Below are 22,581 nucleotides of genomic sequence, written 5' to 3'. Positions count from 1 at the left end.
TACTCATGCAAGCCAAAAAGCCGGTAACAACCTCAAAGCTTAAAAAAATGAAACAGGACGGAACTCCGATTGCCGTCATGACCGCTTATGATTACCCGTCAGCGATGCTGTCGGAAGAAGCGGGAGTGGACGTGATCCTGGTCGGAGATTCTCTGGGCAACGTCGTCCTCGGTTACGACTCGACGATTCCTGTCACGATGGACGACATGGTTTACCACTCCCGCTCGGTTGTACGCGGGGCGCCGTCGACTTTTGTTGTTACGGATCTGCCGTTCATGACGTATCACGGAAGCCTGGATTTAACTTTGCGCAACGCGGCGCGGATCATGCAGGAAGGCTTGGCCAAAGCGGTAAAAATGGAAGGCGGACGGGAAATTAGCGCTGCGGTAGAAGCCTGTACGCAGGCAGGGATTCCGGTTATGGGCCACATTGGGCTTACTCCGCAATCGATTCACCAGATCGGGGGCTTCAAGATTCAAGGCAAAAACTCGGAGCAGGCGCGCAAATTGGTGGATGCAGCCAAAGCTTTGGAGCAGGCGGGAGCCTTTGCGGTCGTCCTAGAATTGGTGACGGAACAGCTGGCCGCCCATATTTCCGAAGAGCTGTCCATCCCGACGATAGGCATCGGAGCGGGGGCGCATTGTGACGGACAGGTGCTTGTATTCCATGATGCGCTGGGTTATGGCTCTCAGATCGCCCCTAAACGGTTTGTCAAAGCCTATGCCGATATCGGCACGCAAGTCCGCAGCGGCATAAAGCAGTATGTGGATGAAGTGAAGGGAAGAGCTTTCCCTGCGCCTGAGCACTCTTTCCGGATGGAAGAAGAAATGGCTGACTTCTTATACGGCAGCAAAAAGTAAACGATAGGGGATAGATGAGGATGCCAACCATACATCAAATGCAGGTGATTCGACGGATTGATGAATTAAGAGCGGCGATCCGTAAGGCAAGAGCCGGGAACAGCGCGCTGCGCGTCGGGTTCGTTCCGACGATGGGATATTTGCATGAAGGGCATGCGAGTCTGCTTCGGGCCGCCAGAGAACAGTGCGACGTGGTCGTGCTGAGCATTTTTGTCAATCCGCTTCAATTCGGACCGAACGAGGATTTGTCCCGGTATCCGCGGGATGAGCAAAGAGACTTGGCGCTAGCGGAGAAAGAACAAGCCGATATCGTCTTTTTGCCTGGGGTGGACGAAATGTATCCGTCCCCGACGAAGACGGTGGTTTCGGTGTCCGGCGTTACGGAGCGATTATGCGGAGCTTCCCGTCCCGGACATTTCGACGGCGTGGCTACCGTAGTCATGAAGCTGTTTAACATGGTGCAGCCGGATGCTGCCTTTTTCGGTCAGAAGGATGCCCAGCAGGTGGCCGTGATCGAACAAATGGCAGCGGACCTCAATATGCCGGTACAGATTGTGCCGTGTCCCATCGTCAGGGAACAGGATGGTCTGGCTATGAGCTCCCGCAACGTCTATCTGGAGCCCGAGCAGCGGCAGCAAGCCTTGGTCCTTTCTGCTTCGCTGAAAATGGCTGAGCGTCTCGTTGCGGAGGCTCGTGGACAGATGGACGCCGGCGAGCTGCACAAAGCCATTCTGGAACAGATCCGGCAGTCGCCGATGGCGGATGTCGACTATATTGAAATTGTAGCCTATCCTGCGCTGCAGCCTGTTACGGAAATTCGGGAAGGCATGTCCATTCTAATCGCTTTGGCGGTGAAGTTCGGCAAGACCCGGCTCATTGACAACACTATTATTCGCTTATAACTTACACAAGGGGGTCTAACCTATGTTTAGAACGATGCTGAAATCGAAAATTCACCGTGCCACCGTTACTGAAGCCAATCTTAACTACGTAGGCAGCATTACAATCGATGAGGACCTGCTGGACTTAATCGATATGCTTCCCAATGAAAAGGTTCAAATCGTCAATAACAACAATGGCGCCAGATTCGAAACTTATATCATCCCAGGGCCCCGCGGCTCCGGTGTCATCTGTTTGAACGGCGCCGCCGCGAGATTAGTGCACGTAGGGGATACGGTCATCATTTTATCTTATGTTATGCTAACGGATGAGGAAGCTCGTAAGCATCATCCTCAAATTGCCATAATGGGTGAAAATAATAAAGTGGTCAGCGTACTGAAGGAAGAAATTCATTCCACCGTGCTGTAATGAATGAAAACACGGGCAGGGGCGAAAAATGAGTGTATGCTCAGGTTAAAGCGAGGTGCATACATGTTCAAACATTTATTTGCTTCCATGAACGAAATGCTCGATGAAGTGAGTGCTCAGTACCGAACGGCTAAGGGTGCGAACAAAAAAGAGCTTCAGGAGAAGCTGCAGGCCCTCAAAGCTATGAGCGACACGTTTATTGAAGAGTGGCTGTTGTTTGAGGAGAAGCTTGCGGCTTTTTACCAGTCAAATCATCCTTCATATCAAGATCATCTGCAAAATCCGGAATTGATGGGGAAGCATACGGAACGCTTTGCCCGAGGTCAAGGCTATTACAAGCTGCTGATGTTTGACGAAGCCATTCGCGAATTCTCGTCCATGGTTCGCGAACAGCCCGATTTTACGCTGGCCCGTGTGTATTTAGCCATGAGCTATCTGCGCAAGGGAGAAAATACGGAAAGCTACAGTCATTTTCATTTTCTTTCTCAAATTACCGACAACAGTCAGATGAAGGCTATTTCCTTTAACGCTATGGGCTGTATTCAAGCTTACAATCAGAATATGGATAAAGCGCTGGAATATTTTAATCTGGCCTATCGCACCGACCCGACCAGCGTGCAGCCATTAATGGAAACAGGTGTTTGTGCCTGCTCCAAGAAAGGAGAGCTTCAGTTTCTGGAAGATCCTGTCCGAAAATGAGCTGCATAGGATGAAGTTTACTATTCCCTTTTCCCTGGAGTATTGGTATGCTAAGAAGAGAGTGGGAATGAAGGGATTGACATAAAAGTAATGAAATTCGCGGTTTTGGATTTTGAAACGACCGGGAGCCAATCTGCGGACCGCATTATTCAGGTTGGCCTTGTCATTATAATGGACGATCAAATTACGGACAGGTATACTTCCTTGGTTAATCCAGGGATCGGTATACCTTCTTCTATAACAACGTTAACCGGTATTGACGATGAGATGGTCAAGGATGCGCCGGAGCTGGATACGGTTATTGCCGAAATGGTGCCGCTGCTTCAGGACAGCGTGCTGGTAGGCCATAATATTGCCTTTGATCTGGGCTTTCTTCAGCGGGCGTTGGACGAGCACGGTTACTTTCCTTTTGACGGAAAAGTGCTGGATACGATGGATGCGCTGCGCGTGCTGTTTCCTTCTTTATCGAGCCTGCAGCTGAGCATGGTTTCCCAGACGTTCGATTTGCCGCATGAGCGGCCGCATCAGGCCGATAGCGATGCCGAGGCGACCGCTCTCATTTGGCTTCGCTGTATAGAGCGTTTTCAGGGACTGTCCCTGCTGACGCTGCAGCGCTTGAACATTATTTTCGACGAAGCGCTGTCCGATTTCGGTTGGTTTATTCAGGAGATGCGGCTGTATAAAGAAGCGTATGCTGCTATCGATTCGGAGGATGGACGGTACTTCCGGCAGTTCGAGCTGAATGTTGACGACTGGGGCGAGGAGGAGACTCTCCGGGAAGACAAGGAGGTTCAAGCTCTGCCTTCGGATTTCGGCGAGTTTTATGAGCAGCTGAAAGCGGAACTGAGACAGCGTTTCGCCTCGTACGACGAACCGGGAAGCCCAGGTACGCATGCTGAGTGAGGTGGAGTCGGCCTTCGAGCATGACCAGCATCTAATGATCGAGGCAGGCACCGGCACGGGGAAATCGCTCGGTTACTTGATTCCTTCTTTATATTACGGTGTAAAGCAGGAGAAGAAGGTGCTTGTCAGTACGCATACCATCAACCTGCAGGAGCAAATCCGGGAGCGGGATATTCCTCTGCTGCAGGACTTGTTTCCAGTTCCGTTTAAAGCCTCGGTATTAAAAGGCCGTAGCCATTATTTATGCTTGCGTAAATTCGAGCAGAAAATGAACCTGCAGGATTTCGAGCAGGGCAAGGAAGACCGGATGACTGCGGGTCAAATGGTGGTCTGGTTAAGCGAAACGAAGCATGGAGATGAAGAAGAGCTTCACTTTGGCAATAAAGGCGCCTCCTTTTGGCATACGGTTGCGAGCGATACGGATTCCTGTTTGAACAGAGCATGTCCCTGGTTTAAAAAATGCTTCTACCATCGCGCGCGGCATGATGCCAACACGGCGGATGTCGTAATAACTAACCACTCTATGCTGTTTACCGATACCAAAGCGGAGAACCGGCTGCTGCCGAACTATAAGCATTTGGTCATAGATGAAGCGCATCATTTCGAAGAAGTCGCCAGCAAGCATCTTGGCATTGAATTGTTTTACGGCGCCTTTGTCGGCATGCTGTGGTGGCTGTTCAAGGACAGCCGCAGCGGACAGCTGATGTCGCTTAGAGCGAGACTTCAGCGCGACGAATCCGAGCGTGTCAAAGGCTGGAGTCAGACGATTGACGGGCTGACTCCGAAGCTGGTCGAGATCAAGGAGCAGTGGGATGAGCTGGCGGAGCTGCTGTATCAGCTGCTGGCTTCCCGTGCGGACCCGACCCAGATGGAAGGCGGTCAGCTGGTTTACCGCATTAAGAAGGAAGACCAGCCTCAGGGCTGGGATAAGCTGCTCGTGCTGGAGGATAACATCTTCCTGTTGACCAGCGAGGTGCTGAGGAAGCTGGACAAGCTGTTATCGGAAATGAAGGAGATGCAGGACGAGCTGGACCTTCAAGGCATTCTAACGGACGTAACGGGCACCGTGAAGGAGCTTTATCGTCACCGCGATAATTTGCACTACTTCATGACCATGCCTGACGACAATTACGTTTACTGGCTCGAAGCGGGACAATTCAATAAAAGCAAGTCGCTCCAGCTGGTCTGCGTTCCCATCGACGTGAGTCCGATGTTGCAGCAGCATTTCTTTGACGTGAAGGACAGTATCATTATGACTTCCGCGACTTTGTCGGTAGGGAAGTCGTTCGATTATACTTGCGAGCAGCTCGGCTTGGAGACGGACAGCAAGGAAGAAGAGCCGAAGCTGAAGACCGTACAGCTGCCGTCCCCTTTTAACTACAGGCAGCAGGCGCTGGTGGCCATCCCCAGAGATTTCCCGAGCATTCGGGGAAATGCCGGTGAGAAGCAGTTTCTGGAGCATCTGACCCAATCGCTGGCGGAGGTTGCGCTGGAAACCAAAGGGCGCATGCTTGTGCTGTTTACCTCGAACCGGATGCTGAAGCTGGTTCATGCCTCGCTTAAAGACCGGCTGGCTCCCTTCGGGATGCAGGTTCTCGGTCAAGGCGTGGACAGCAGCAACCGGAGCAAGCTGACAAGGCTGTTTCAGAACAGCGCCTCCAGCATTCTTTTGGGTACCAGCAGCTTCTGGGAAGGAGTCGATATTCCGGGTGACGCCTTAACCTGTCTTGCCATCGTTCGTCTGCCCTTCCAGCCGCCGAATCATCCGTTAGTCGAGGCGAAGACGGAGAAGCTGAAGAAACTGAATCAGAACCCGTTTATGAAGCTTTCGGTTCCGCAAGCGGTCATCCGGTTCAAGCAGGGCTTCGGCAGGCTTGTTCGCACAGCGAAGGACAAAGGCATTGTCATTATTTATGACACGAGGGTCATCGATACGACTTACGGGAAATACTTTTTGTACTCACTGCCCGGACCGAAGATCGAGCATATGCCGACCAATCAGCTGGTTCCGCGAATTAAGCAGTGGATGGGGGAAAACGGAGAATGAAAACAATGAAAATATCAGAAGCGGTTGTTCGAAGGCTTCCGGTATATCTTAGATTTTTGAACGAATTGAGCAAAAAAAGCGTCCATACGGTATCCTCACAAGATCTCGGGCAGAAGCTCGATCTGAATCCGGCGCAAATCCGGAAGGATCTCGCGTATTTCGGGGAATTCGGGAAAAAAGGGATCGGCTACGACGTCGACTACTTGATTGAGAAAATACGTCAGATCTTAAAGCTGGACAAGCTGATTCCGGTGGCTTTGGTCGGAGCGGGGAACCTGGGGCGCGCCCTCTGCAATTATAATGCCTACTTAAAGGACAATATGAAAATTGTTGCGGTATTCGATGCTCATGAATCCAAGATCGGCGAATCCATCAATAACTTGAAGGTGAAGCCGATGAGGGAGTTGAAGGAAACGATCGCCGCACTGCACGTAAGAATCGGCATTATTACGGTACCGGCGAACGAAGCGCAGAATGTTGCGAATGAATTTGTCAGCGCAGGGGTTGAAGCGATTCTTAACTTTGCCCCGATTATTATCAAGGTTCCGAACGAAATGAGGGTCCACCATGCGGACTTTACGACGGAGCTGCAAAGCTTGGCCTATTATCTCGATTAATGCCCGCAACGAACGGTAGGGTATCAAAAGAAGCCTGCATCCTTGGGAAAGGAGTGCAGGCTTTTCTCTGTTGGGGATTTTTAGTGCTGTCAGGAGGTGAACTGAAAAATAATTTTGTAAATCAGATAGGCGAGTATCATACTGATCGGAATCGTTATAATCCAGGTCATGACCATCTTGGTGACCGTTGCCCATTTCACATCATGAAACCGCATGACCGATCCGGTACCGATGATGGAAGAGGAAATGACGTGTGTCGTCGATAACGGCATGCCCATTGCTGTGGAGGCTTGGATGACGATGGACGAGTTCAAGTCGGATGCAAAGCCGTTGATCGGCTCGATTTTCATCAGCTTTTTACTCATCGTCTTAATGATCCGCATGCCCCCGATGGACGTTCCAAGCCCCATAGCGATGGCCGCCGAAACTTTAACCCAGAGCGGTACGTCCAGATCGGTTTGATATCCTAGCGCTACAAGGCCGAAGACAATAATACCCATCGCTTTCTGCGCATCGTTGCCTCCGTGAGATAAGGAAAGCAAGCCGGCGGAGAAAATTTGGAAAAATCGGAACGACCGGTTCAACCTGGACCGGGAATGATTTCCGCTTATAATAATCAGCTGGCGAATGATCCACATTAACACGAAGCCCGTTGCAAAAGCAACGATTGGAGACAAAACAAGAATAATAATGATTTCCTTAAATCCGGCCCAGTTGACTTGGTTAAATCCGGCTCCGGCAATGACCGCTCCCGCCAAGGAGCCGATCAGCGTATGAGACGATGAGGAAGGAATGCCGTAGTACCAGGTAATGAGATTCCAGATGATAGCCGTGATCAGCGTAGCAATAACGATTTCTACACCATGATCGATGTTAGCCGGATTGGCTACCTTTCCCCCGATTGTTTTGGCAACTCCGGAGGAATAGACCGCGCCGATGAAATTTAAAATGGCCGCATAAAAAACAGCGAATTTCGGGGTCAGCGCCCGGGTGGAAATGGAGGTTGCAATAGCGTTTGCCGTATCGTGAAAGCCGTTGATGAAATCAAATAGCAGAGCCAGTCCAACAATGATGAGCAATAGGGTTAACATAATTTCCTCCTACGGGTATGAAAAAAGCTTACGAGTAACGCAAAACGACGCTTTCCAATATATTGGCTACATCTTCACAGGCGTCGGTGGTTTGCTCCAGCCTTTCATACAGCTCCTTAATTTTGAAATCATGATAAGGATCCTTCGGATTGGTGAAAATTTCCCGAATTCCCTCGCGCATCAGACGGTCCGCTTCATTCTCGAGACTGTTGATTTGTACCGTGTGTTCGGTAATTTGTATGTATTTCTTTTTGGCAAGGAGCTTGAAGGCATCGAGAATGTGCTGGCAGCTGGCTACGATCACCGCGGAAAATTCCTTCATATATTTATCGCTGATCGTAATATTCAAATAATCGAACCGGGCCATGGAGGCTTCGATACCGTCGATGACATCGTCAACCTTGGAGGCAAGCTCCATGATATCCTCGCGGTCTAAAGGGGTGATGAACACTTTGTTCAAGCCTTTAAAAATTTGATGTGTGATTTGATCCCCTGCATTCTCCAAATCCTTCAGCTGAGGATAAAAGGACGCCGGCGGTTGGTCGCCCATCACGGCATTGCGGAACATCTGTGCCGCATGCAGCGTGTTTTCCGAAGCTTTAATCAGCAGGAGAAGAAAGTCGGTGTCGTTTTTTTTAGCGAAAAGCATGAAACAGCCCCCTTAAAGTATCTTAACGATAAATTCACAATGGCATCGATTATTGTAGAATTTTAGCGTGAAATTACACACAAAATTAAAAATAACACATCCGGCGGATGGATTGCAATGATAGTTTATCCTTTTCAGAATATGTTCATGAAAGGTTTATTATGTAAAGAAGGTACGGCTCGCCGATCTATGGTTACTTGATTTATAGAGGATGAAGTTGTACAGTAAAATTTATGTCAGGTACTGAGAAAGGAAGGAATGCAAGTGAAAACGATTATTACAGACGGCATTTTTATTACATTAGATGAGTTACTGCCTGTTGTACACGGATGTATGGTATGGGAGGATAATCAAATTACATATATCGGCGGACAGCCGCCGCTGCCGCTGAACCAGTACGATGAGCGTATCGACGGAAAAAATAAGCTGTTTCTGCCGGGCTTGGTCAACACGCACGGACATGCGGCGATGTCGCTGCTGCGCGGCTATGGCGATGATTTGGCGCTGCAGGTGTGGCTGCAGGAAAAAATGTGGCCGATGGAAGGCAAATTTACCTCGCATGACGTGCGAATCGGCACGGAGCTTTCTATATTGGAAATGATTAAGGGCGGAACGACAGCGGTGGTCGACATGTACGACCATATGAATGAAGTAGCGCTTGCGGTCGAGCAGAGCGGGATGCGCGGCGTGCTGACACGCGGTGCGATCGGTTTGTGCCCTCCGGACGTGCAGGACGCCAAGCTGGCGGAAGCGGTGCAGTTCGCGAAGGATTGGCACCACAAGGCGGACGGACGAATCACAACGCTGATGTCGCCGCATGCGCCGTATACGTGCCCTCCTGAGTTTATCGAGCGTTTCGTACAGGCTGCCCACGATCTTCAGCTGCCTATGCACACGCATATGTCGGAAACGGCCAGAGAGGTTCAGGAAAACTTCGAGCAGTATGGAGCTCGGCCTGTCGCTCATTTGGAGAAGCTGGGCATGTTTACAAGACCGACACTGGTTGCCCACGCGGTACATCTGACGGACGAAGAAATTGAAATTTTGAAAAAATACGATGTCCGCGTATCCCACAATCCCGGAAGCAACCTTAAGCTTGCGAGCGGCGTAGCCCGCGTGCCGGAATTGCTGAAGGCAGGAATCAAAGTGTCGCTCGGTACGGACGGACCTGCAAGCAATAACAATTTGGACATGTTCGAGGAAATGCGTCTCGCGGCGCTGATTCATAAAGGGGTAACGGGCGATCCGGTGGCAGTGCCTGCGGAGGCTGCGCTTCGGATGGGAACGCTGGAAGGCGCAAGATCCATCTGGCTGGAGAACGTAGGCGCGCTGCAAGCCGGGATGAAAGCCGATTTCATTGCCGTCGACATCGATCAGCCGCACTTTTTCCCGAAAACGAACTATGTGTCCCATATCATCTACTCCGCTTCGGCCAAGGATGTAACCGATGTCTGGGTAGACGGCCGCCGCATCGTGCAGAACGGAGAATGCCTTACATTAGATGAAGAAAAAATATTGTACGAAGCTCAGCGCTGCTTTGAACGGCTCACCAGTCAATAAGCCGGGAAAGTGGAGGATGGACATTTATGAAAATTAAAATAGCGGTTGCAGCAGTAGCTGCAGCTGCTCTTCTTTTGTTTTTCGGCGTGCGTTTCTTTAATGCGGTGCATGAAAAGGAATGGCAGATTCAGCGGGCCGCCGTACAAACGGCTTATCAGAAGACGATACTGGCCAAGGCGGATAAGGTAGGCCGGTTCGTTGGCGATAAGCCCTACACCGTCATTCAGGGCGAGAACAAGATCGGGCAAAAGATGATTGTCTGGGTTGGCGATAATGAAATCTATGCGCAGATGGCTGCGGACGGCGTCACGGCCGATCAAATCAAGGCGGCGGTTCTGGCCCATCAGGCGGATGCTGAAATTGTCAGGCTCCTGCCCGGTGTCTTGAACGGGGCATTGGTATGGGAAGCCTTTTATAAGGTAGAGTCGGAAGAGGACGGGGAGCGCTATTATTATGATTACTACTCGTTTAAAGACGGAGCTATGCTGGATACTTACCGTTTAAGCATTCAATGACGTTTTTACCACACTTTACATTCCCCTTGAGTATATATCGTATGCTATACTATCTATATATTACAGACGATATACTATAGAAAGGGGGACGTTAGCTTATGAAGTTACGTCTCTTACCTGTTTCTTTGAGTGTTGTTATTTCGGCAACCGTATTGTTTGGCGGATATTTCGTATATCAAAGCGTTGCGATGGAGAATCCATTAGCTTCGGTCGTTAATAACACCCCGGGTGTTTTACAGTTGGTCGATACTAAGATATCAAGCACCGAAACTACAATAGAGCTGAAGCTGAAGCCTGGTGCAAGCCTGCGTCAAATATACAATCAGATTCAGAAGGGCGGTGCATCCGTCATCGGCGAGAAACAATTGAAGCTGAAGGTGGACAGCGACTCCTCTGATTCTTTGGATGCCTGGTGGTCGTCCGCGTTATTTGATGTGGCCCAAGCGATGGAGACGAAGAAATATTCGCAAATCCCTGCAACGCTGCAAGCGAGAGCGGCGGACAGCAATTTGAAGGTGTCTACGGAAATGGACGATAAGTATGTATATGTGACCATGTCGGACGGTACTCAAAGCAAGTATGTCATGCTGCCTCGTACGCCTGATAAAATGGGGGTGTGGCCGAATGAGTAAAATATATAAAGAAATCGCCATTGGCGTAGTGCCTGTTGTGTTAGTATTCCTTTATTTTATCGGAGTAAACCTCATTCCTTTCGTATTTATGGCTATCATATTAGGATCGCTGTTGTATATGAATCGTGCGCGAACGGCAGGCGGAAGCTTCGGCGGAGCGGATAAAAAAGCACGCGGACAAGCGCCGTCCTACCTGACCTTTGATGATATCGGCGGCCAGCAGCGCGCTAAGAATGAACTCAAAGAAGCGCTGGATTTTCTGATCAAGCACGAGGAAATCAAAAAGCTGGGCATTCGCCCGTTAAAAGGGATTTTGCTGACCGGTCACTCCGGGAACGGGGAAAACCTTAATGGCTAAAGCGGCCGCGCATTATACGAATTCCGTATTTATGGCTGCTGCGGGCAGTGAATTCGTCGAGATGTACGTGGGTGTCGGCGCGAGCCGTATCCGTGATATTTTCAAAGAAGCGCGCTCCCGCGCCATCAAGGAAAACAAGGAAAGTGCGATCGTATTTATCGATGAGATCGATGTAATCGGCGGCAAGCGTGACGGCGGGCAACACCGCGAGTATGACCAGACATTGAACCAGCTGCTGACCGAAATGGATGGGATTCATACGGCCGAAAGCCCGCGCATCCTGATTGTTGCGGCAACGAACCGGAAGGAAATGCTGGACAGCGCGCTGCTTCGTCCGGGCCGGTTTGACCGCCATATTGAGGTGGATCTGCCTGATAAAAAAGGCCGCCTGCATATTTTGAATATCCATGCCAAAAATAAACCGTTGGCGGAGCAGGTCAATCTTGAGGCTATCGCTGAGGAAACCTTTCATTTCTCGGGAGCCCAGCTGGAGAGCGTCATGAACGAAGCGGCTATTTATGCGATGCGTGAGGAAGCGCCGCTCATTGAGCAGAAGCATCTTTCGCAGGCTGTCGACAAAGTGATGATGGGCGAGAAAACGGACCGCGAATCGACAAAAGAAGAGAGAGACCGCGTTGCCCTTCATGAGCTGGGACATGCTATCGCGGCGGAAACGGTGCGCCCCGGATCGGTATCCCAGGTAGCGCTTAGTCCCCGGGGGCAGGCGTTAGGTTATGTGCGTCACAATCCACAGCAGGATCAGTATTTATATACGAAAGAGCATATCGAGCATCAGATTATGATCGCGCTCGGCGGCTCTGTCGCTGAGGAAATGTTCTACGGAGGAAGAAGCACAGGCTCACGCAACGATTTCGAGCAGGCGTTGAACCTGGTTGGAACTATGATGGATTCCGGTCTGACGAGCTTAGGCATCATCGATCGCCAGATGGTTACGAAGGAAGAGCTGATGAAAGAAAATACGAAAATATTGCAGCAGCTGACAGAGAGTACGAGAGCCATGCTGGAGCAGTACCGGCAAGTGTTCGAGCAGTCGCTGCACATTTTGATCAAGGAAGAAGTGCTTTCCGGGGATCAGTTCCGCGAGCTGCTGGAACAGTCCCGTATGCAAATTGCCTAGTCCGGTTTTTACCGAACCTTGAGTTCATAATAACAGGTATACCTGTTATTATGGGCTTTTTTTGTCGTTATACGCAACTTTTCGGCATTTGAGGCGTCTATAATATGGTATGTTTCGCCAATTTCGGCGTATGTTCTTTTCTATGACTTAAGCAGAAATCTATTAATCTATTACATAAGCTGAGGTGTATGATGAGAGTTATAACTACGCTGATTTCCATGCTGCTCGTTTCTCTGCTGATCTTTCCCGTGATGGCGTTTGCCGCCGAGCAGCCCATTCATCTATTCATGAACGGCAAGCAGTTGGCCGCAGAGGTGCCCCCGAGGATTGTGAAAGGAAACACATTGGTTCCGATCCGGGTCATTGCCGAGTCGCTCGGCTCCAAAGTGCAGTGGGATGAGAAAAGCCGCAAAGTCACACTGGTCAAGTCGGACGTAACGATTCAGTTGTTTATCGATAAGAACGAGGCGCTGGTCAACGATAAAAAAACGAAGCTGGAGGCTGCGCCGCAAATCAGCGGAGGAAATACGCTCCTTCCGGTGCGGTTCGTGAGCGAACAGCTGGGGGTCAGAGTTTCGTGGGATGAGCTCACCCGCTCGGTATTCCTTTTCCAGGCGGAGAATGGAGAGGAAGAAGTTGTAGAAGAGACGGTTTCTTCTCCGGTGGAGCAGGAGGAGGAATCGGACAAGCCGCCCGTTCCGGTGGCCGGGGAGCCTTCGAGGGCGGGTACAGCCGAGCCTTCCAGGACAAATACGGACGAGCCTGCCAAGCCTAACACGACCGAGCCCGATAAGTCGAATGCGGACGAGCCCTCCAACACGAGCCCTGCTGCGCCGACGCAAGAAAATTCGGATAAATCCGGGACCGATCCGTCGAAGGAACCTGTGAAGGATACTATAGCGACGGTCACGTCCATTTCTTTTGAAGGCGATGTCCTCTCAGTGAAGCCGAAAGCTAATGTAACCACAGCGGCGAACCAGGTGATTATTGAATTTCCTGCTTCGAAGCTGGATCCGGCCCTGAAGGTCAACGCCAAAGGGGAAGGAACCGTAAAGGAAAGCAGCGCGAATATATCACAAATTCGTTATTTGCTATTTTCAAAAGAATCCTCTATCGTTAGAATAATAATAGATTCGGCCAAAAAACTAGATTTGAAGCCGACGTCTATTCAAGCTGCAGCTGATCCTGGCTTGCTGGCATGGAAAATATCCGTTGCATCCCTGCAGACCTCGAAGGACAAATTCAAAGTTGTCATCGACCCGGGACATGGCGGCAAAGATTCAGGGGCGATTTCCGTAACCAAGCGCAACGAGAAGGATCTTGTGCTGTCGCTTGCCACGAAGGTGTACAAGCTGCTGGAGCAGGAGCCCCGCATCGAACCGGAAATGACTCGTAGTACGGATACATTCTTAGAATTATCGGAGCGCACGGCATTTGCCAATGAGATGAAAGCGGATCTGTTCGTATCGATCCATGGGAATTCAGCCGCGAAGGAATCCGTTTCGGGAACCGAGACGTATTACTATACGGAGCAAAGCCAGCAATTCGCTAATCTGATGCACGGCTTGTTGATTAAAGCGACGGGCTTCCCGGACCGCAAAGTCAAGCAGAACGATTTCTATGTCATCAAAAATACGACGATGCCCTCGATCTTAATGGAGGTCGGTTTTTTGACGAGCAAATCGGATGAGAAGGCCATGTTTCAGGAGGCATTCCAAGACCGCGTTGCCGCTTCGATCGTAGCCGGAATCAAGCAACAGCTGAACATTGACTAAGGAGGAGATAACGATGCACAAAAGACGACTCCAGGTGGCGGTACTCAGCATGACGCTCGTTGCATTGCTATCGGCCTGTGGACAGGCGAAGCCCCCGGCCCAAACCCAAGCGCCGCAGAATTCGACGGAGGCTCAGCACCCGGCGCAAGGCTCGCAGGCGCAGACCTCTCCCCCCGCCGACGAGAATAAGCAAATGACGATTAAAGCTTATTACGGGGATGAGCAAGGAGAGAACCTTGTCGAGAAACAGGTTCCGATTTCCTTTAAGCAGGAGAACGATAAGTACAAGGCTGCTCTGGAGGCTTTGGCCAATTCACCCGACCCTAAACTCGCGCCCTTATTCAAAGGATTTACCATTCGCTCCGTTGCTTTAAAAGATAAGCTGCTGACAGTCGACGTTTCGATGTCGCCGGAGTCCAGGCTGGGTTCCGGAGGAGAAGCTTTGCTGCTGCAAGCTTTGAAAAAAACGATATTCCAATTTTCAGAGATTGATAGCTTTGATCTTTTGCTGGACGGTCAGGCTGTCGAAAGTCTGATGGGACATATGGATTTACCGCACCCGTTTCATAAAAGCACACCTTAAACCTTGATATATTTACCATGTTCATCGGGAGGAACTACGAAATGTCCAATACTTACAGAAAATCGCAAAAAATGGCTGCAGGCATACTGGCATTATCCGTACTTATGAGCAGTCCGGTCTATGCAGCGGAGACTTCCGCGGGGGCATCGGCAAGTACAAGCACATCGTCGTCCGCTGCCGACAGCAGCTCGCGCTTTACGGACGTAAGTCCTCAGCATTGGGCTATTAAACACATTACGAAGCTGGCTGCGCTGGGGATTATTCAAGGCGTGGACAAAGGCAAATTCAGCCCGGATACGCAGGTTTCCCAGCAGGATGTTATCATCATGGCTATTCGCATGATGGGCTTGGAGAACGATGCTTTGAAAAATAAAACGGAGACGATTTTACCGGTATCCGTCGACAGCTATGCGAAGCCGTATGTAGCTTATGCCTTCGATGAAGGCTTGATCAGTATCAAAGAAGAATCGGATGGAACCGCAACGGGGTCAAGCAGTTCGAAAAACTCCTGGGGCTCCCGTCCTGCAAGCCGCGAATGGGTTGCGAAGCTGGTCATCCGTGCTATCGGCAAGCAGGATCTGGCGGATGTGAAAGCCGCAGATACTTCGATTTTCAGCGATGCCGATAAAATGTCCTCTTGGGCCTTGGGCTACATTAATGCGGCTGTCAGCCTCCAAATCGTAAACGGTGTCGACGATAACAATTTCGATCCGAAGGGCAATGTAACGCGGGCTCAGATGGCTACGTTCCTAAGCAGAGCGGATAAAGAGCTGACGACGCGTTCGGACCGTGTAACGATCGGCTATTTAATGGAGCTGAAGTGACCGCAAAATTACGGTTCAGACGAAGGACGGCAAAAGCAGCCAATACAACGTAGCGAGCGATGTCGTTATCTATAACGCGAAGGATGACAGCCGGATTCCATCGACGCAGCTGAAAGAAACGAATGAAGTTTATGTGATTCAAGAGAATGGCAACGTTACATATATCGAGCTGACGAACGATGCGGAGCAGATGGAATCCTACGAGGGTACATTAAACAAAGTATACGTGAATAACATGCTGGTCGATATTACGCAAGCCGGCGTACAGGATTTGAAAGAGCTGGCGGACAATGTGGCGGTTACGGATAAGGACGGCCGCGGCTTAAGCTTGACCTCCATTCAAAGCGGGAGCCTGGTCGAGCTGAAAAGAAATCTTTTGCTGCCTGGCAACAAGTATTCCAAAATTATCGTGAAGCAAGTGCCTATCAGCAAAACGGCTGACGGCAGCGTGGCCAGCATTCAGGACGATGCTAACACGGTGACTTTCCTGGAGCAGTCTACGGCTCAGAACGAAACCTTCCCGTTCGCAACCAGAGTATTGGTGACGATGCCGGATGGAACGGCGGGCGATTTGTCCAAGCTTCACGTGGGGGATACGGTCAAATATACGGTGAAGGCGAATGAAGTGACCGAAATTAGCATTACGAAGCAGGCGGATATCGGCAGCACGGTGCAAGGTACGCTGATGACGGATCCGAAGGACGATTCCAAGACGCTGACCATTACAAAGTCAGACGGCAGTCTGGGTGCTTATTACATTGCCGATAATGCTACGGTATCGATCGACGGTCTGAGTACGGCGGGAATATTGGATCTGGAGATCGGCGATTCACTGCAGCTGGATCTGGTGAACAACAAAGTGGTTAAAGCAACCGTAACAAGCAGATCTATCATTGAGAGTTCCTTTGCAACTATCGATTTCTATGATGCGACCAAGAATCAGCTTTATGGAACACTGGCGGATGGTACTCCTTTTGCTTATAAACTGACTACATCGACGGCCATCAGCTCTTGGGATATTCCTGTGGAGCTTGAAGACTTTGAGAGCAAGTTCATGAAGGACAAAGGAACTAAAGTAGATTTGACCGTATCCAAAGATAAAGTTCTAAGTGTGAAGCTTTCAACACAAGCGGTAGGTACGGTCTCTCAAGTCAATGCGACAGCAAATCAGATTACTTTACGTACCAGCGGCGGGCAAAATATTACGTTTGACGTTATTAACGGAGCAACCGTGAACATCTTCTCCAAATCGGGTTCGAAGCTAAGCGATCTGCAGGTGGGAGATTTGGTCGTCGGCGAATTGAACAGAGATCAAGATGTCATCAATATGGTGTCCGTGAAGAAAACCGCCGTTTACAAAGTATTGCGCACCGATACTACCGCAAGAGAGCTGGAAGTGAAGGATGAGACCGGGGCGACGCTGAAATTCACGATCTCCTCCGATGAAAGAATCGTAAACCCGGGCAAATCGACGCATGTCTTTAACGACATTGCGATTGACGAGTATGTCAAGGTCGCTTATACGGGGATCACGCTGAACAGCGTAGAGCTGCTCAACACGGTCCGCGGCAAGGTTACGGCAGTAGACACAGCCAAAGGTACAATCACTCTTCAGGATTTCGCCGGCTCCGTGCAGGTTGTGACGGTTGGAGGCCAGTTCACTGTAAATCAGAATGGAACAAGCACCGCTGCGCTGGGCAACATTAAAGCGGATGATCGTGTAGAAATCGTGAACGCAGGCGATAAGACGATTATTTCCGTAGCGGCTGCCTCCAAACGAACCGTTGCAGGCTATGATAATGTCTTGAACCGTCTGCAAGTGAAGCCGAATACGGCCGGAGATAAAACGAACTATAACATGTACGCCAAAGCTTATATGCATCAAGGAACCACTCCGGTTGCAGCAAGCGCCTTTGTAGAAAACGACGAGGTGACGCTGTATATTCTGGATGATAAAATTATCGAAATTGAAAAATAAGTTGTTTTCGCTCTGAACCGAAGTAACATTTATCGGAATTAAGCCGTCTAAAAAGGTGTAGGGGGATTCTTCTACAGCCACTTAGGCGGCTTTTATTTTCGCGATAAGGGCATGTTATAAAAAAAAATAGACGGAATTCGTGAAAAGTTCGGATTTTGTCGTCTAAAGTCATTGATTCCTGATAGGGGATTCGTTAAACTGAAATTTATACTACTTGAAAAAAAGGATGCTTGCACAATGAACAAGAAGCAGGTTCGCAGCATACTCGATACGATTGCCGGTATGTTTCCCGATGCGCATTGTGAGCTGAATCATTCGAATCCCTTCGAATTAACGATTGCCGTTCTGCTGTCAGCGCAGTGTACGGATGAAACGGTGAACAAAGTGACAGCTTCCTTGTTTCAAAAGTACAAGCGGCCGGAAGACTATCTAGCCGTACCGTTGGAAGAATTGGAGCAGGATATTCGCCGGATCGGACTTTACCGGAACAAAGCCAAAAATATTCAAGCCTTGTGCGCCATGATTTTGGACAAGTATGGCGGCAAAATTCCCGAAACCCACGAACAGCTCGTTGAGCTGCCCGGAGTGGGGAGGAAGACGGCCAATGTGGTTGTCTCGAATGCTTTCGGCGTCCCGGCGATTGCGGTAGATACTCATGTGGAGCGGGTATCGAAGCGGCTGGGGATGGCGGGCTGGGACGATTCCGTGCTCGAAGTGGAAAAGAAGCTGATGAAGCTGGTTCCGCGCGAGGAATCGGACCGATACGCATCACAGGCTTATTTTTTTCGGACGTTATCATTGCAAGGCGCAAAATCCGCAATGCGGCGTATGTCCGCTGGTGGAATGCTGCCGTGAAGGAAAAAAACGTATGAAATCCGGTAGTCGTAGGAAACCTATACAGTAGCAAACATTACCACAGCAAATTGATAAGGATGGGATCGACATGAAATGCATTTCGGTATACACAAACGATTTTGAGGTTTTTTCCGATATTTACGAGCAGGTGCTGGAAACGCCTTTGGCGGAAAATGAAGAGAAGCAAGTAGAAGGCGTAACGGTTATGGAGTCCGGAGATGTGCCGGAGCATTACCTGGAGAAAATGAAAACCAAGCCAGAGGTTGTCGTAATGAAAGTAAAGGATAAAGATATTACGATTTTGCAGCACCGTAATTTGTTTGAAATCTTTATTCCGTCGAAAGAAAGTGTGGTACACTAAAAGCCGAAGCGATTCGGTTTTTTTTGTTTAGATACAGAGCGTGGGGAGAAGAGGAATGAACCAGACTAGCTTACTTGGGGAAACGATGGAGGAAGCCATTCGCTCGCTGGAGCGGAAGGTAGTAGAGACGGGGGATACGGAAAACGGCTTGAAGCTGAAGCAGCTTCTGCAAAAAGCGGAGAGCGGCAAGCTGTATATTGCTTTCTGCGGGCATTTTTCCGCTGGAAAAACGAGCCTGGTCAACAAGCTATGCGGGCACACCTTGCTGCCGTCGAGCCCGATCCCGACCAGTGCGAACATTGTTAGCATCAGCAACGGCGAAGCCGGAGCGAAGGTAACGCATCGGGCGCAGGAGGAAGGCAAGCCGGGGAAGGTTCATGAGGTTGCTCTGGAGGAGCTGCCCGCCTATGCCCGTAACGGAGCAGATATTGAAACGATCGAGCTGCGCTATCCGATTCCTTTCTTGGGCAGCCATACCGTGCTTTTGGATACGCCCGGCATCGATTCGACGGACGATGCGCATCATTTGGCAACGGAGTCGGCGCTGCATTTGGCGGATGTCGTGTTTTATGTGATGGACTATAATCATGTGCAGTCCGAAATCAACTTCGCGTTTACGAAAAAAATGCAGGAATGGGGCAAGCCGCTCTACCTGCTTATTAATCAGGTCGACAAGCACCGGGAGCAGGAGCTTTCCTTCGAAAGCTATCAAGCAGGGGTGCGTGAAGCGTTCGGGAACTGGCATATCCAGCCGGACGGGATCGTCTATACTTCGGTGAAAGCGCCGGACCATCCCCACAGCGAATGGGGGAAGCTGGACTGGCTGCTGAAGCGGCTTATTGAACTGCGGGAGGAGCTTACCGCGTTGAGTCTTGAGAAATCGGCGAAGCATTTGGCCTTAGCGCATGCGGAGAAGATGGCGGAGCGCAATGAAGCGGTGAAGGAGCAGCTGCGGGCCGAGCTGGCGGCGGATGAGGGAGCGGACTCTGCACAGCGGCAGTGGACGGAGCTGAGCGAGGCGGCAGCCCGTGCCGAGACGGAGCCGGAAACGCTGCGCACGGCGCTGCGCAAGGAAACCACAGCGATTCTGGACAACGCCAACATTATGCCGGCGGTCACGCGCGATTTGGCGCACGAATATTTGCAGAGCCGGAAGCCCGGCTTTAAAGTGGGCTTCTTTGCAAGCGCAGCAAAAACGGCCAAAGAAGTGGAACGCAGGCTGAGCGGCTTCCACACCGATTTTGCCGGACAGCTGGCGACGCAGGTAGAACGCCACTTGCAGCAGGCGCTGAGCAAGTCGATGGACGCTTATCCTCAGGTTTCGGCCGACCAGGTCCGGGAGATTGCCGAGCGGCTCCATATGGATATTGCACCGGAGTGGCTGGCGGAGCAGGTAAGCGAATCGGCCGGCTTCGGCGGCGATTATACGCTCAATTACACGAAGCAAGCTGCCGCGGAAGCCAAGCTGCTGTACCGCAAGCTTGCGTTCGAGCTGATCGACGAGCTCGCAGCACTGCTCGCTGCGTCGCTGCAGCCGCAGCTGGCCGGCTACCGCGCGCAGCTCGACGCGCTGCAGGCGCGCCTCGGCAGCCTGCGCGAGCTCGAGCGGCTTGCCGCCGCAGAGGCCGCTTACGCGGCTTCGCTGCAAGCGCCGCTTGCGGCTGTGCCGGTGCGGGCTCCGGCGATGCCGGACCCCGACGCGTCCGGCTTGGCCGCGCCGCGCGCCGCAGCGCCGCAGGCGGCTGACGCCGGCGCGGCCGCCCGCGAAGCGCTGGCAGCCGTAGCCGCCGCCGCGGGCCGCACGCCGCGCGACGGCACCGCGCCGCTCGCGCAGGGCGCGCACCGCGCCCGCCTGCGCGAGGCGGCGGCGCAGCTGACCGCCGGCGCGGCGGAGCTTGCGGGCGTTGCGCAGCTGCAGAGCATCCGCCGCTCCCTGCTGGAGAAGGCGAGCCGGCTGACAAGCAACCGCTTCACGATCGCGCTGTTCGGCGCGTTCAGCGCAGGCAAGTCGTCGTTCGCCAACGCGCTGATCGGCGAACGGGTGCTTCCCGTGTCGCCGAACCCGACGACGGCGGCGATCAATAAAATTATGCCGCCGGAGCCCGAGAACGGCTGGCCGCACGGGACGGCCAAAATCCGGATGAAGAGTCTCGACCGGCTGGTCGATGACGTCAAGTATTCGCTGGAGGTGCTCGGCATCTCCGTACAGGATATGGAGGGCGGTCTTGCGGCGATCCGCCGTTTATCCGCGGAGCAGGTTTCTCCGAAAGGAAAGCCTCATTACACATTCCTGAAAGCGGTGGAACGCGGCTGGAATGACGTGAAGGAAGCGATCGGCAGGGAATTGAAGGTCGATACGGAGCAGTTCGCGCTGTATGCCGCCGACGAATCCAAGTCCTGTTTTGTCGATTTGATCGAGCTGTATTACTCCAATCCGTTGACGGATCAGGGCATTGTGCTGGTCGATACGCCGGGAGCGGATTCGATCAATGCCCGCCATACCGGCGTGGCGTTCAATTATATTAAAAACGCGGACGCGATCTTATTCGTTACTTATTATAATCATGCATTTTCCCATGCGGATAAGGAGTTTTTGCTCCAGCTGGGCCGCGTGAAAGACAGCTTCGAGCTGGATAAAATGTTCTTTATCGTCAACGCGGCGGACCTGGCTTCCTCCCCAGAGGAGCTGCAAGGCGTCGTCGACCATGTGGAGAGCAACCTGCAGCAGCACGGCATCCGCAAGCCGCGCATTTATCCTCTGTCGAGCTATTATGCTCTGGAAGGGAAGCTGGCCTCGTCCGAGGAAACGGTGCAGGCTTCCGGCATCGCCGCATTCGAGCATGATTTCGTCCGCTTTTCCATTGAGGAGCTGACGGAGATTGCGGTGCGGTCAGGCCAAGCGGACCTGGTTCGTGCGGCAGAGGTGCTGAAGCAGTGGATCGCCAGCGCTCAAGCCGATGAATCCGAGCGCAGCCGTCGTGCGGCCTCCTTGCGGAGCACATTGGCTGAAGCCCAAACGATGCTGAGGGAAATGTCCACCGAGGCGGAGGAGCGGGAGCTGCGTAAAGAGATCGATGAGCTGCTGTATTACGTGAGACAGCGTTCCATTTACCGCTTCGGCGAGCTGTTTAATCTGGCCTTTAATCCGGCGGTTTTCCGTGAAGAAGGCAAAGATATCAAAACGCTGATTCAGGAGGCTTGGGACGATTTGCGCCGGATGATTTCGTTTGACTTGTCCCAGGAAGTGCTCGCAACGACACTCCGGGTGGAGAATGCGATTCATAAGACGGCAAAAAGACGGAGAGAGCAGTGGGTTCACGCCATTGGCGGCGATCTGGCCGATTTTGTGCCGTCCCAGTACGAACCGGCTCCTTTCGTGACACCGGAAGCCTCGGATGTATTTACGACGGAGGCCGTTACCGGGAAATGGCTTGCAGGCTTTTATAAGAATGCAAAGCACTTTTTTGAAGGGAACGGCAAGCAGACGATGCGTACCGAGCTGGAGGCGCGTCTGCATGAGCCTTTGGGTGCCTATGCCCAGCAGCAGGCGGACCGGCTGGAAGCGGCTTATCGGGCGCAGCTGCAGGATTGGTACCGTTCCTTGTCGGAGCGGATGCAGGCAGAGCTTGGGGAGTATGCCCAAGGCCAGCTGGACGCGTTGGAGATGCAGATTAATATAACCGAGCTGCAAGCGAAGCATGACCGGTTATTGGAATATTTTGGACAAAAATAAGGTGAACAAGTGTACGGTGCAAGCGGTCGTTCCTTCGGGGATGGCCGTTTTTCATTGATTTTCTGAAAAGGTTTTCAATTGGGTGGATTTGGTAT

Annotated in this window: 16 protein-coding genes and 3 pseudogenes; 17 read left to right on the top strand and 2 right to left on the bottom strand. The window is 51.5% G+C overall.

The window, feature by feature from the left end; translation table 11 throughout:
• The first annotated feature begins 5 nt into the window (after window positions 1–5).
• The 6 genes and pseudogenes from panB (at window position 6) to ACHHV8_RS19780 (ending at window position 6,434) form a co-directional block, all read left to right on the top strand.
• Window positions 6–860 carry a 3-methyl-2-oxobutanoate hydroxymethyltransferase gene (gene panB, locus ACHHV8_RS19805; protein ID WP_395160862.1) on the top strand — a complete coding sequence of 285 codons (855 nt, stop codon included), beginning with the start codon at window positions 6–8 and terminating at the stop codon, window positions 858–860.
• 38 nt (window positions 861–898) lie between these two features.
• Complete coding sequence (gene panC / locus ACHHV8_RS19800) at window positions 899–1,762, top strand: pantoate--beta-alanine ligase (protein WP_395163565.1); 864 nt, start codon at window positions 899–901, stop codon at window positions 1,760–1,762.
• Between the two features lie 22 nt (window positions 1,763–1,784).
• The gene (gene panD, locus ACHHV8_RS19795) at window positions 1,785–2,168 is read left to right on the top strand and encodes an aspartate 1-decarboxylase (RefSeq protein WP_395160860.1); all 384 of its coding nucleotides are present in this window, start codon (window positions 1,785–1,787) and stop codon (window positions 2,166–2,168) included.
• 63 nt (window positions 2,169–2,231) lie between these two features.
• The gene (locus tag ACHHV8_RS19790) at window positions 2,232–2,867 is read left to right on the top strand and encodes a hypothetical protein (protein ID WP_395160858.1); all 636 of its coding nucleotides are present in this window, start codon (window positions 2,232–2,234) and stop codon (window positions 2,865–2,867) included.
• 90 nt (window positions 2,868–2,957) lie between these two features.
• Window positions 2,958–5,817: pseudogene (dinG, locus tag ACHHV8_RS19785) on the top strand (ATP-dependent DNA helicase DinG).
• On the top strand, window positions 5,814–6,434 hold the full coding sequence (locus tag ACHHV8_RS19780; RefSeq protein WP_395160856.1) for a redox-sensing transcriptional repressor Rex: 621 nt from the start codon (window positions 5,814–5,816) through the stop codon (window positions 6,432–6,434). The pseudogene dinG and the gene ACHHV8_RS19780 overlap by 4 nt, the downstream one beginning before the upstream one ends.
• A gap of 89 nt (window positions 6,435–6,523) precedes the next feature.
• Here ACHHV8_RS19780 and ACHHV8_RS19775 read toward each other — a convergent pair whose 3' ends face one another.
• Complete coding sequence (locus tag ACHHV8_RS19775; RefSeq protein ID WP_395160854.1) at window positions 6,524–7,525, bottom strand: inorganic phosphate transporter; 1,002 nt, start codon at window positions 7,523–7,525, stop codon at window positions 6,524–6,526.
• Between the two features lie 28 nt (window positions 7,526–7,553).
• On the bottom strand, window positions 7,554–8,174 hold the full coding sequence (locus ACHHV8_RS19770) for a DUF47 domain-containing protein (RefSeq protein WP_395160852.1): 621 nt from the start codon (window positions 8,172–8,174) through the stop codon (window positions 7,554–7,556).
• 258 nt (window positions 8,175–8,432) lie between these two features.
• On the opposite strand from ACHHV8_RS19770, the gene ACHHV8_RS19765 reads away from it, so the two are divergent.
• The 11 genes and pseudogenes from ACHHV8_RS19765 (at window position 8,433) to ACHHV8_RS19715 (ending at window position 22,486) form a co-directional block, all read left to right on the top strand.
• Window positions 8,433–9,734, top strand: a complete 1,302-nt coding sequence (locus ACHHV8_RS19765; protein WP_395160850.1) for an amidohydrolase — start codon at window positions 8,433–8,435, stop codon at window positions 9,732–9,734.
• A 26-nt stretch (window positions 9,735–9,760) separates the two neighbouring features.
• Window positions 9,761–10,249, top strand: a complete 489-nt coding sequence (locus ACHHV8_RS19760) for a cell wall elongation regulator TseB-like domain-containing protein (protein ID WP_395160848.1) — start codon at window positions 9,761–9,763, stop codon at window positions 10,247–10,249.
• Between the two features lie 98 nt (window positions 10,250–10,347).
• Complete coding sequence (locus ACHHV8_RS19755; protein ID WP_395160846.1) at window positions 10,348–10,881, top strand: hypothetical protein; 534 nt, start codon at window positions 10,348–10,350, stop codon at window positions 10,879–10,881.
• Window positions 10,874–12,377, top strand: a pseudogene (locus ACHHV8_RS19750) (AAA family ATPase). The gene ACHHV8_RS19755 and the pseudogene ACHHV8_RS19750 overlap by 8 nt, the downstream one beginning before the upstream one ends.
• 188 nt (window positions 12,378–12,565) lie before the next feature.
• Window positions 12,566–14,152, top strand: a complete 1,587-nt coding sequence (locus tag ACHHV8_RS19745) for an N-acetylmuramoyl-L-alanine amidase (protein ID WP_395160844.1) — start codon at window positions 12,566–12,568, stop codon at window positions 14,150–14,152.
• 13 nt (window positions 14,153–14,165) lie between these two features.
• Window positions 14,166–14,735 carry a GerMN domain-containing protein gene (locus ACHHV8_RS19740; protein ID WP_395160842.1) on the top strand — a complete coding sequence of 190 codons (570 nt, stop codon included), beginning with the start codon at window positions 14,166–14,168 and terminating at the stop codon, window positions 14,733–14,735.
• A 41-nt stretch (window positions 14,736–14,776) separates the two neighbouring features.
• The gene (locus ACHHV8_RS19735) at window positions 14,777–15,559 is read left to right on the top strand and encodes an S-layer homology domain-containing protein (RefSeq protein ID WP_395160840.1); all 783 of its coding nucleotides are present in this window, start codon (window positions 14,777–14,779) and stop codon (window positions 15,557–15,559) included.
• Between the two features lie 133 nt (window positions 15,560–15,692).
• Window positions 15,693–17,537, top strand: a complete 1,845-nt coding sequence (locus ACHHV8_RS19730; RefSeq protein WP_395160838.1) for a hypothetical protein — start codon at window positions 15,693–15,695, stop codon at window positions 17,535–17,537.
• A gap of 237 nt (window positions 17,538–17,774) precedes the next feature.
• Window positions 17,775–18,441 (top strand): annotated as a pseudogene (nth, locus tag ACHHV8_RS19725) (endonuclease III).
• 39 nt (window positions 18,442–18,480) lie between these two features.
• Window positions 18,481–18,753, top strand: a complete 273-nt coding sequence (locus ACHHV8_RS19720; RefSeq protein WP_395160836.1) for an NAD/NADP transhydrogenase alpha subunit — start codon at window positions 18,481–18,483, stop codon at window positions 18,751–18,753.
• Between the two features lie 55 nt (window positions 18,754–18,808).
• Window positions 18,809–22,486, top strand: a complete 3,678-nt coding sequence (locus ACHHV8_RS19715; protein WP_395160834.1) for a dynamin family protein — start codon at window positions 18,809–18,811, stop codon at window positions 22,484–22,486.
• Window positions 22,487–22,581 lie beyond the last annotated feature (95 nt).

It is taken from the genome of Paenibacillus sp. TAB_01, assembly GCF_043945595.1.
In the GTDB taxonomy this organism is placed as follows: Bacteria; Bacillota; Bacilli; order Paenibacillales; family NBRC-103111; genus Paenibacillus_S.
The sequence above is the reverse complement of the archived record's forward strand: the minus strand, read 5'-3'. Positions and strand labels throughout refer to the sequence as shown.